General features: G+C 38.8%; 2 protein-coding genes. Both read left to right on the forward strand.

The genetic code is table 11. From position 1 onward, the window contains the following. Positions 1-387 precede the first annotated feature (387 nt). Complete coding sequence (locus tag FJR73_RS07270) at positions 388-7,641, forward strand: G5 domain-containing protein (protein ID WP_140834159.1); 7,254 nt, start codon at positions 388-390, stop codon at positions 7,639-7,641. Positions 7,642-8,351: 710 nt separating this feature from the next. Beyond that, positions 8,352-13,350 (forward strand): YSIRK-type signal peptide-containing protein (locus tag FJR73_RS07275; protein ID WP_140834160.1); only part of this gene is annotated, 4,999 nt, incomplete at its 3' end.

Raw genomic sequence — 13,350 nt, forward strand, 5'->3', positions numbered from 1 at the left:
GAGCGAAAACTCAATTCTAGGAGAAAATGAAGCACATTTTCCCACAATCAAACGCATGGTATCAAGGACTGTAATGCCTGATATTATGCGTTTTTTATGATTTTGAAGACTTTTTGACAAACTTTTTTAAAACACATGAGTGTTATGATTTTTTATGGTATAATGGCAGTGTTAGAAGTGAAATATTTACATTTTTTTATATTTTACTGATATTTTAGTAATATTAAGCGATCTATTTTTTATATGATTAGAAATCAATGTAGTAGCTTATAATCAAGTAGAGGAAAAGCTCTAACATTTTAGTCAAGAAACGATCTAGTATTCTGTCAAGGGAAAATATTAGAACCCTCTATTTTGTAAAAAATAGTTAGAAAGAAAGTTAATAAAATGAAAGACATTTTTAATAAACGCCAACGCTTTTCGATTCGAAAGTTTTCTGTTGGAGTGGCTTCTGTATTAATAGGAATTGCCTTGTTTGCACCATCCCAGGGAGTACTTGCTTCTACGGAAAATAATGTGGCAACAGAGATAGGGGCTAATTCTGAAAAGGAGAATGCGACCCCTACTGTGGAGAAAAAAGAAGAGAATCAAAATTCACCAGAGAATCAAGGTGCTATCTCCAGTCCAGCTCCAAAAGATACTCCAATAATATCTACAAGAACTACAGAACTTGAGACATCTGGGGATAAAGAAAATAATAGCTTGACCACAAGGGCTTCCGTGGCGGGTGAAGACAGATCAAGTCTTCCAGCGGTGAGAGCGGCATCGAATCCTTCCGAGATAAAAAAATATGAATTGACTAAGGAAGATGCTAAAAAAATCAAAGCAGGAGTAATCGGTTCAGAAGGTAATAAGCTTGACAGTTTGTTATTAAACGGCCCTGAGTTAAGTCCAGAAGCTTATACAGATGATGATTTCTTGAAGGATAAAGAAGAACTTTATATTTATGAAAAAGGCGGGAAAAAGTATGTAGGCTATAATAGTCATCCCTTATTAGAAGATACTGATGGTGATGGTATTATTGACAGTAAAGAAAAGCCAGATGAAAAATTAAAATGGAATGTCAGTGAGCGCGATATGATTATGTTCATGGAATTGTCCTACCGTGATGATAATTATATTGATAGAGTGCTGAATCATAAGAAACCCTTAACAGAGTCAGAGTTATATAAAAAGAATGATGACAGTAGACCACGTTATGAGTATATGATGATGAATAAGGAATTGGGGCCTTATTGGGAAAGGAAAAAAAGTTACCATACCTCCAGTGGACTAGATGCTGTCTTGTATGAAACTAAGAGTGATTTCTCATATTTACCAAACGGAACTGCACAAGTATTAGCCTTTCGTGGAACAAGTGATGCCAAAGATATAGGAACTGATATAACACTTGGATTAGGAAGCAATCCTCAACAAGGGATTGATGCAGAAAATATCATGCGTGAACTGGCTAAAGATAAGAGCATTACCAATCTATATTTGACAGGACACTCTTTAGGAGGATATTTAGTACAACGGGCAATGGTTGAAGCCTATCAGTTGGCATATTCTGACAGCAGAGTCATGTCTTCTAAAGAACAGCGGGCTTATAGAAACTTTTATAATAATGTATTAAAAAAAGGAACAACCTTTAATGCCCCAAAAGTGAGGACAAGTTATTTCTCATCATCTGAATTTTGGCAAAAAGGATTAGACAGTAAAAACATAGCTAAGTCTGGAAAAATGACACATTATATAGTTAATAATGATTCTACTATAGGAAAAAGTGTCAGTAATGATAGTGATGTTGTCATAAATGTTGGGGATACAAAAGGAGGTCATAGTTCACGTTCTTATTTTGAAGCCGATATGATTAATAGACGATCAGAGTTCATGTCTGGGAAACGAATTTCCTTAGATGGGACAGGTTATCAAGATAAAAAAATGACAACAGCTAAATCTGTAGAAAAAGTTGGAGAAACTGTTGTATATAGTAAACGTGGAGATGACATCATTAAGTCAACAACTGTTAGTATCAAAGATCCCGATACAGGGCAGATTACTAAAAATACACTTGATGAAGTGTTCAAGAAAGATGGTGCCAAATCAACAGTTGTGGTTACGTCAATCGAGCCAAGTGTTCGTTATGAAAAAGACGCTACGAGAGCCAAAGGTGGGGCAAATGTAACAGAAGCTGGTACTCCAGGCACTAGAACAGTAACTACAACCTACACAGTCAATCCGACAGATGGTAGCCTTGTTTCGCATGAAGAACCGGCAGTAGTAGTCCCATCAAAACCGACAGTGGTCAAAGTCCCAGCTAAGGATGAGGTTACATACCTCAAAGAAGGCGATGATGTGGTTAAGAAGATAACCACTTACATGGTCAATGCAAGTACAGGAGCTCTTACTCCAACAGAGAAAAAGGAAATCTTCAAACAAAATGGTGCCAAGGCTAAGGTTGTTGTTACGCCATTACAGCCAAGTGTTCGTTATGAAAAAGACGCTACGAGAGCTAAGGGCGGAAAAAATGTAACAACAGCTGGTACTTCAGGCACTAGAACAGTCACTACAACTTATACTGTTAACCCTGCAGATGGTAGCCTCATTCCGCATGAGGGCAAACCCGTCATCAAACAGTCAACTCCTACGGTGGTCAAAGTTCCAGCCAAAGATGAGGTTGAGTACCTCAAAGACGGTGATGATGTTGTTAAGAAGACAACCACTTACGCGGTCAATGCAAGTACAGGAGCTCTTACTCCAACAGTAAGGAAAGATGTTGCCAATCCAAAAGGTGCCAAATCTAAAATTGTGGTTACACCACTTAAGCCAAATGTTCGTTATGAAAAAGATGCCACAAGAGCCAAAGGTGAAGCAAAAATCACAGTAGCTGGTACTTCAGGTACAAGAACAGTAACTACCACCTACACGGTTAATCCTACAGATGGTAGCCTTATTCCACATGAAGGAAAACCCGTCATCAAACAGTCAACTCCTACGGTGGTCAAAGTTCCAGCCAAAGATGAGATTGAATACCTCAAAGAAGGCGATAATGTTGTTAAGAAGACAACCACTTATGCGGTCAATGCCAGTACAGGTGCTCTTACTCCAACAGTAAGGAAAGACGTTGCCAATCTAAAAGGTGCCAAATCTAAAGTTGTGGTTACACCACTTAAGCCAAGTGTTCGTTATGAAAAAGACGCTACAAGACCCAAAGGTGAAGCTAATGTAACAACAGCTGGTACTTCAGGTACAAGAACAGTAACTACCACCTACACGGTTAATCCTACAGATGGTAGCCTTATTCCACATGAAGGAAAACCAGTTATCAAATCGTCAACTCCTACGGTGGTCAAAGTTCCAGCCAAAGATGAGGTTGAATACCTCAAAGAAGGCGATGACGTTGTTAAGAAGACTACAAGTTACCAAGTCAATGCGAGTACAGGTACCCTTACTTCAATAGAGAAAAAGGAAGTGTTCAAGCAAGATGGTGCCAAATCAACAGTTGTGGTTACACCACTTGAGCCAATTGTTCGTTATGAAAAAGACGCCACAAGAGCCAAAGGTGAAGCTAATGTAACAACAGCTGGTACTCCAGGGACAAGTACAGTAACTACCACCTATACAGTTAATCCGACAGATGGCAGCCTCATTCCACATGAAGGCAAACCAGTTATCAAATCGTCAATTTCGACAGTAGTCAAAGTCCCAGCCCAAGATGAGGTTGAATACCTCAAAGAAGGCGACGACGTGGTTAAGAAGACTACGAGTTACGCGGTCAATGCAAGTACAGGTACCCTTACTCCAACAGAGAAAAAGGAAATCTTCAAACAAAATGGTGCCAAATCTACAGTTGTTGTTACCCCACTTGAGCCAAGTGTTCGTTATGATAAAGATGCTACAAGAGCTAGAGGTGGAGAAAATGTAACAGTAGCTGGTACTCCAGGTACAAGCACAGTCACTACTACTTATACTGTGAATCCTACAGATGGCAGTCTCATTCCACATGAAGAGCTAGCAGTAGTAGTCCCATCAAAACCTACAGTGGTTAGGGTCCCAGCCAAAGATGAGGTTGAATATCTAAAAGAAGGCGACGACGTGGTTAAGAAGACTACAAGTTACGCGGTCAATGCAAGTACAGCTACCCTTACTCCAACAGAGAAAAAGGAAATCTTCAAACAAAGTGGTGCCAAATCTACAGTTGTTGTTACCCAACTTGAGCCAAGTGTTCGTTATGAAAAAGATGTCACAAGAGCCAAAGGTGAAACTAATGTAACAACAGATGGTACACCAGGAACAAGAACAGTAACTACCACCTACACAGTTAATCCGACAGATGGCAGTCTCATTCCACATGAAGGCCAACCAGTTATCAAACCGTCAACTCCTACAGTGGTCAAAGTTTCAGCTAAAGATGAGGTCGAATACCTCAAAGAAGGCGACAACGTGGTTAAGAAGACTACAAGTTACGCGGTCAATTCAAGTACCGGTGCTCTTACTCCAACAGAGAAAAAGGAAATCTTCAAACAAAATGGTGCTAAATCTACAGTTGCCGTTACCAAACTAGAGCCAAGTGTTCGTTATGAAAAAGACGCCACAAAAGCCAAAGGTGAAGATAATGTAACAACAGTTGGTACACCAGGAACAAGCACAGTCACTACTACTTATACTGTTAACCCTGCAGATGGCAGTCTCATTCCATATGAAGGCCAACCTGTTACCATCCCTTCGACTCCGACAGTGGTCAAGGTGCCAGCTAAAGACGAGGTTGAATACCTCAAAGAAGGCGATGATGTTGTTAAGAAGACCATAACTTACGCGGTCAATGCAAGTACGGGCTCCCTAACTCCAACAGAGACAACAGAAATCTTCAAGAGAAACGGTGCTAAATCTAAAGTTATCGTTACACCACTTGAGCCAAGTGTCCGTTATGAGAAAGATGCCACGAGAGCTAAAGGTGAAGCTAATGTAACAACAGCTGGTACCCCAGGAACAAGTACAGTAACTACCACCTACACAGTTAATCCTACAGATGGCAGTCTTGTTCCGCATGAAGAACCGGCAGTGGTAGTTCCATCAAAACCTACAGTGGTTAGGGTCCCAGCCAAAGATGAGGTTGAATATCTAAAAGAAGGCGACGACGTGGTTAAGAAGACTACAAGTTACGCGGTCAATGCAAGTACAGCTACCCTTACTCCAACAGAGAAAAAGGAAATCTTCAAACAAAGTGGTGCCAAATCTACAGTTGTTGTTACCCAACTTGAGCCAAGTGTTCGTTATGAAAAAGATGCCACAAGAGCCAAAGGTGAAGCTAATGTAACAGTAGCTGGTACTCCAGGTACCAGAACAGTAACCACAACATATGCAGTTAATCCTACAGACGGCAGCCTCATTCCACATGAAGGTCAACCTGTTATCAAACTTTCAACTACTACAGTGGTCAAGGTCTCGGCCAAAGACAAAGTCGTAGAAATCTCGATTGAACCAGAAGTGGAATACGTTAAAGATGTTGAAAAAGACTTCGGTACACCAGATCAGCGTACTGAGGGTGAAAAAGGTAAAACAGTTACTATAACTGCTTACGATGTAGATCCAAAGGACGGTCATATCACAGAGCACGTTGGTAATCCAGTCGTCACTCCAGCAGGTAAGACAATCGTTAAAGTAGGAGCTAAAACTAAGGTTGAACGTAATAAGGATGACCAGGGTCGTGATGTGATTGATACCACTACCTATGAAGTTGATCCGAAAACAGGTAAGGTAACTCCGACAACAGTTCGAACATATGGAACAAGCAAAGAACCAACGACAGAGACAAGACCTGTACCATCCCCTGTTGTCTATGAAAAAGACGATAGTCGTGATAAAGATTCAGAATCAGTTAGACGAGAAGGAACTCCAGGAGAGGAAACAATCACCACAACGTACACAGTAGATTCGAAGACTGGTAAGATAACGCCTGTAGTTGGTCAACCAGCTCGTACGAAAGAACCAACTAATACTATTGTCAAAGTCGCAGCTAAGGATAAAGTAGAAACAACAGAAATCCCATCACCTAAGAAATACGTAAAAGATGATACACGCGACAAAGGACAAGACAATGTAGAAGAAGCAGGCCAAGCAGGTTCACGTACAACAACAACTACTTACGAAGTAAATCCAGCAGATGGAACAATTACAGAAAGAGTAGGAGAACCAGTAGTAGTAAATCCAACAGCAACAATTGTCAAAGTTCCAGCTAAAGACAAAGTAGTAGAAACGCCGATTGAACCAGAAGTGGAATACGTTAAAGATGTTGAAAAAGACTTCGGTACATCAGATGAGCGTATTGAGGGTGAAAAAGGTAAAACAGTTACTACAACCACTTATGATGTAGATCCAAAGGACGGTCATATCACAGCACACGTTGGTAACCCAGTCGTCACCCCATCAGGTAAGACAGTCGTTAAAGTTGGTGCGAAAACTAAGGTTGAACAATCTAAAGATCCTGAAGGTCGTGATGTGATTGATACCACTACCTATGAAGTTGATCCAAAAACAGGTAAGGTAACTCCAACAACAGTTCGAACTTATGGTAAAGCGAAAGAACCAAAAGTAGAGATAGAACAAGATCCTAAGACAGGTGAAGTTACAGTAACACCGAAGAAACCAGGTGGCTCAACATATCCACTAGGAACTAAGGTCGAAATCCCAGGTGAAGTTGGTAAAGGTAAAGTACCAAACAGTGGTCTACCTGATGTAGAAAAACCAGGTATAGGTAAGACTACTGATCCAGGTAAACCTTCTGTGGAAGTTCCTAATGTAACAACTCAAACTAAGGTAATAGTTGAAAACGGTGAACTGCCTGGGTCAATTACTTTACCAGAATTAACTATTGAGGTTCACTGGATTGATGAAGCTGGAAATGCATTGAAACCAACTGTTAAGACAGGTAGTGAAAAGGATGCTGAACATGGATCAATTTTTGGATATGAATTTGTACGAACTGTGATTTCTGAAAACGAACCAGTAATTACTCACATGTTCAGAAAAGTAAGTGGAAGTACAACTCCAAATCCAGCAACTCCGCCTAATGTAACAATTTTTGAAAATGGTGTATTACCAGATTCAATTGAATTGCCAGAGCTCATGATTGAGGTTCACTGGATTGATGAAGATGAAAATGTATTGAAACCATCTGTTAAGTCAGGTAGTGAAAAGGATGCTGAACATGGATCAATTCTTGGATATGAATTTGTACGAACTGTGATTGATGAAAATGAACCAGTAATGACTCACATTTTCAGAAAAGTAAGTGGAAGTACAAATCCAAATACAATTCCAGTTGCGCCAGTAACACCTGATATTAATGAAAATTCTGGTCATGATACACCTGAGCTAACAACTCCAGCTCCTATTCCAGTTGCACCAGTGACACCTGATACGAATGGTGGTTCTGGTCAAGACACACCTGCATCACCAACTCCAATTCCAGATGCAGTTACTCCGAGTACAGATCAGGTAGATACTAAGACTACTGTTGATAACGGAGCTAAGTCAAATGATTCTCAAACTGTATTACCAAATACAGGAACAGAATCAAATGCTACTCTTGCATCTCTAGGACTTCTTGGTATGCTAGGCGGTCTCAGATTTCTTATTGGAAAGAAAAAAGAAGACTAAAATAAAAATGTAGTCAAAATATGAATTGTTCATTGTTAAGTGGACAATGAATGTAAAAGATAAAGAAACGGCCTTGTTCCTCATTTCAAGAGGTACAAGGCTGTTGTCGTATTCTAGAAAAAAGTAGATATCAATATTCGTACCTAGAGATCATGGGTTGAAATAAAATATGTACAAATCGATTAGGGGATTTAGATTAATTTTTAAAAATGAATTAGAAGTCATGTTATACTATTCTAGCTTCAATCTGCGATACTCATTTGAAATCAAGGTTCCCCTTTTGTTGATAGACTATTCAAGAAATATTGTTGTATAAGTATATACTTTAAAATTATAGGTACACGGAACCAATGATAGGATTTTTAATTAAAACTATTATATATTTGTTTTTTAAGGAAGAAATTTATTTTTTTGATTTTGTAATAATATAAAGTTATATTTATAGGGCATATCTGAAGAATATTTTAAAATTAAGGATGGGATATTTATCGTTATTCAGAGTTGTTTTTAATTATTATATATTTGCTGATTGCGCTTTCTTTGGATTGCTTGTGTTTATACCATTTTAATGGATTAAATATATTGAAAGTGGTATAATCTAGCTGTCAAAACTGTGATGTGAAATGTCCATCATAGTGGTTTTTATTGTTTTATTCCCAGAGGGAATATTGCTTTTAATTTGATTTTGTATTTTAACATAAGGAGGAACAATGGAAAATAAATCAAATTCACTCAATAGAATCAGGCGCCAGCAACGTGAAAAAGTTTTGCGCTTTTCTATTCGTAAGTATAGTTTCGGTGCCGCTTCAGTTGCTGTTGCAGCGCTGATGTTTTTAGGTGCCCGCGTTGCGAGTGCGGATAGTCTAGTCGACAAGACTTCACACTCTACTGCTGGTGTAGTAACACCTGAAAGTAAGGTTGATTTGCCTGAGGATGTTACAGAATCTACTGCAAACAAAGTAGATGAAGGACATAAATCACCAGAAAATCAAGTGCCTGCAGTTCCTGAAAATAGCGCGCCTACAGTTGATAAAGCCAAGTTAAGAAAAGTAGTTGAAGAATTAAATGCTCTTCTTTCAACTAAATTAAACCTTGACGAGTCAGTAGTATCATCTGTCAAAGATAGACTTCAAAAAGGGAAAGAAGCCTTAGAAAGTTCTGAGCTAGCTCAAAAGGATATTGATGAGCTTGCGGTACTCTTGTCTAAAGATGTGACAGTCGTATCAGCTGCTAAGGAAGCAACTGAGGTTCAAGTAGATAAACAAGTAGATAAACAAGTAGATAAACAAGTAGATAAAACTGAGAAGCAAGCTGATAACCTAGCCAACCAATCTTCTCCTGAAGTAAGCGCAAGCGAAGAGAGCCAAACTGTATCAGCTAAAAAAGATGCTTTGAAAGTATCTGTAGATCAATTGAAGGCAGCAGTTCTGGAATTGCCTGAGCAGGAGACTAGCAAAGAAGTTCTTGAAAAAGCCAATGAACTATTGGGCTTAGCCCAAGGTGTTCTTGAAAATACAACAGTTTCTCTGAATGAAGTTGAAGATATGAACAAACTTGTGAAGAGAATGTTTAACTCTGTTAAAAACGCTACAACGCGTTTGAGTTCAGGTTCTCATGATCCGCGTAATGGCAAGAGCATGGGTCAAGGAACAGGTGGAAGAGCTGCAACGGTATCTTCAAGATGGACCAATCAAGACAATCTATTATCTTATCAACGTTTCTATGGAAGTGATAGAGATGGGAATAAGAGGAATAACGACAGACAATTCGTAGAGCAAAAAGTGGATATGACCGGTCGAATTGAGACGATTGATGGGCAAAAATATGTAGTTTACGATGTGTTCTTTAATAATAACGGTCAAAACATAGCTGAACATAGTTATCAACAGGCATATAGACTATTGTTGCAACCTAAAATCTTAGATTTGCAACCTAACGGATATTATAAAACAGACGCTATTAGAGATTTATACTTTGAAATCTATCGTAGAAATAATCAAAATGAAGGTGGGACACTCTCACAAAATCCAGAGAAATTTTATCTTGAAAGGAAACTGAATTACCACTTTGCAAATGATAATGAGCGAAGTCAGAATGGATTTACCTATTTTAACAGTGCAGGTGTCCGTGCATCAGGAGATCATTGGAAAGATATGAGGGATATCTTTAAGGCGAATCGATATGAGCCTGATTTGGAAAAGGCTGTAAAATTAGAAGGGAATCACAAAGACAAGAGTTATGGGTTAGGATTGAAAACTAACGATAAAACAGCTGCTGTTCATATGCATCTAAAAGCAAAATTAAGACCAGATGTAACGGATGAAGAAGTTAGACAAGCATTTACTATAGGTGTTGCAAGCAGTTTTGGTCTGACAACGCACCAATCCTATACTTTCGTGTCAGGGAAAGAACCTAATGAAAATGTAGAACCGACTGTTAAACAAAGTACAAAATACCCTATTATCGGTAAAGAGGTTACAAAGAAAGTCGATGAACCTCTTGGAAATTTAAATAAACCAGTAGAAATTGGTTTTGTAGCGCGTAAGGATGGAAGTACAAGTTTTCCTAACAACACGTCTTGGAGTTGGCCAAATGGACAACCAAGTACTGGTACAGCAGGAGTATTCCAGCGTCAAGTAAAAGCTACCTACAGCGACAATTCTTCAAATACTGCTACTGCTACATTAAAGGTTATTCCAAATCAACCTACTATTGATCAAAGCTCTGTAAATGAAAAAGCAGGGAAGACTGGGCAAGAGGTTACTGTAAATGTCGGAAACGGAGTGCCAGATGGTTCGACAGTGAATCTTTACGAAGGTAATACAGTTATCGGAACTGGAAAAACTACTGGAGGCACTGCGAAAGTTACAGTTAAAGGAACTCTACCAGAAAAGCCTATTACAGCTGAAACAGTTGTGAATAATGGTGGAACAGTAACTTCTGAACGTAGTACTCCTGTAAAACCAACCCCTGAACGAGATACCCAAAAACCTACATTAGAAATTTCACGAAAAAGCCAAACAGTAGTAGAAGGTGGAGAAGTAACCTTCACAATAACAGCAAAAGATGATAAAAGTGTTACTATCGATCCTGATGATTTCCTTAAAAAATATGGTGATAGACTTCTTTCTCGTCAAGCAACAAATAAAAATGTAAAAATTACTAAAACTGAAAAAGTAATTGAAATTACTATTACAACTAAGAAAGAAGACGTTGGTGGACCACATGAGATTACTTTCGGAGCTCATGATGATGCAGGTAATAAAGCTGACCCTGTAAAATTTACTTTCAATGTAACACCACGTGATAACCAAAAACCAATCGTTGAGGTTGGCGGAATTCGTTTAACAGAGAATGAACCACAATCTGCACAGTTTTATGTCTATCGTGGAGCTACATTTAATCCGACTGTTAAAGCATGGGATGATTCAGGTAACATTACGTCGATGAGTGTTGAGGGCTTACCAAAAGGATCTCAACCGCAATCTTACACAGCTCAAACTGGAAAAACTGAAAAAGCTCCATATGCAACTCCTTTATCTACAGGAACAGTAGCGGATACACAAACACTAGGAGATCACGTAGCTAAGTTCAAAATTTCTGATGGTGTAAATAATGCTACTTATCTGATGAAGTATAAAGTTGTCGATGTTGTCGTGGAAAACACACCTAAGACAGTCGAATTAAACAGCAAGTCAGGTGATCCAAATGAATACCTAAATACAGCTGGTAAGCAAGACAAGTCAGGTAAACCAGTTGTAGAATCGCAAGCAGATGTCCACTTCCCAGGAGGAATGAAATTCCGTTGGGACAATGCTAACGGATCAGATACGAATGTAACTTTATCTAAAGTAGGAAAGCAAACTCATAAAGCGATTGCGGTGTTCCCTAAAAATCCAAGTCAGCGTGGTAGTGTCCAAGTATTTGCACCAGAAAAAGCTGAGAGAGATGTTGTTTTCAATGTAGTGGATAATGAAAAACCAAAAGCAAGTCTAAATGGAAAAGAGTTATCAGAAACTGCTAATGAACCAATCTTTACAGTTTATCGTGGAGCTACATTTAACCCAGAGCTAAAAGTATCGGATAACTCTGGTGTGATTTCTAAAGTAGAAGTTAAGGGAGGACTTCCAAAAGGAGTGACTCCAGATCCAGGAGCAACTCCATCTACATTTACAGCTCAAACAGGTAAAGATGGAAGTTCAGAAGATAAGAAATATAAAACTCGCTTATCTTCAGGAACTGTATTGGATACTGAAACTTTAGGAGTACATGAATCAACTATTCATGTAGAAGGAAGTAATCCTTCAGATAGCCGTGATTTCAAATTCAAGTACCGCGTAGTTGATATTGAAACTAAAAATGTTGATAAAAACGGTATCGCAAAAGTACCAGTTGCTTCAACATTAAATAAAGATAATAGTTCTAAAAATATTGATGCGCATAACTATCTGAAAGTAGTCGATAGTGAAGATAAAGCAGATCGTGGTAACAATTATTTACCAAGTGGTATGACTTGGACCTGGAAAGACAGAAACGGCGTTAATAAAGATCGAGGAACAACACTTGACAATTCAGGTAAATATACTCGAACTGCAACAGCAATCTTCCCAGGTACTAAAGCTAATAATATGACAGATGCTACTAGCACGACTAGAGATGTATTTGCACCAGCAGAAATCAAGCGTAAAGTAATTCTAGCAGTAACACCAACAGCACCTATCGTAGAAGGTAAAGAGAATGGTAGTGTAACAATTACCCCACCAAAACAACCTGATAGTACTAATCAACAAGATATTGATAAAATTACTCTTACTTATACACCGACAGGTCAAACAAGTCCAGAAACTGTAACAGTTACGAAATCTGGAAGCAAATGGACTGTAAATGGTAAGTCTGATGATAAAGTATCAGTATCACCTGAAGGAGTTGTAACAATTTCTGATACTGAAGTTGAAGATAAAACAGAAGTAACTGCAAAAGTTTCTAAGAACATTGATGGTGTACTTACTCTTGAGAGTCCTGTAGCTAGAGGAACAGCAAATGGACCTTTAGAAGCTACAGTTACAAATCCAGCACCAGTTCCGGAAAAAGCACAAATTACACCAGTTACAGTTGTGACACCTAACAAACCAGGTTCAAGCATTACAGTAGATGGCCCAGTAAATGGTTTAACAGTAGATGATGAAGGTAAACTTAAAGGAAAACCAGAGGTAAATGATTGGAAACCAAAAGAAGAAGAACGCACAGTCGAAATTCCGGTTAAAGTTACAAAAGGTGGCGAGACAGTTACTGTGAAAGTTCCAGTTCCAATTTTACGCGATACAGATGGAGACGGAATCCCAGATAAAGAAGATTCAGATGATGATAATGATGGAATTCCAGATGAGGAAGAAATCAAAAATGGAACAGATCCTAAAACACCAACAACTCAAACTCCAGTTGAGATTGAAATTACTCCACAACCAAATGGAGATGCGATTGTAACGCCTAAGAAACCAGGAGGAGGAACATATCCACCAGGTACTAAGGTAGAAATCCCAGGTGAAGATGAAAACACAATTACTGTTGAAATCGGTAAAGACGGTTCAGGTAAAGTACCAAATGACAAACTTCCTAAGAAAGCTGTCCCAGGTACAGGAACAGTAACAGAACCGAACAAGAAACCATCACAACCAGTGAATGTAACAACACCAGCTCGTAAGACACCAA

Origin of the sequence: Streptococcus sp. D2 (genome assembly GCF_006385825.1) — a bacterium.
Taxonomy (GTDB): Bacteria; Bacillota; Bacilli; order Lactobacillales; family Streptococcaceae; genus Streptococcus; species Streptococcus shenyangsis.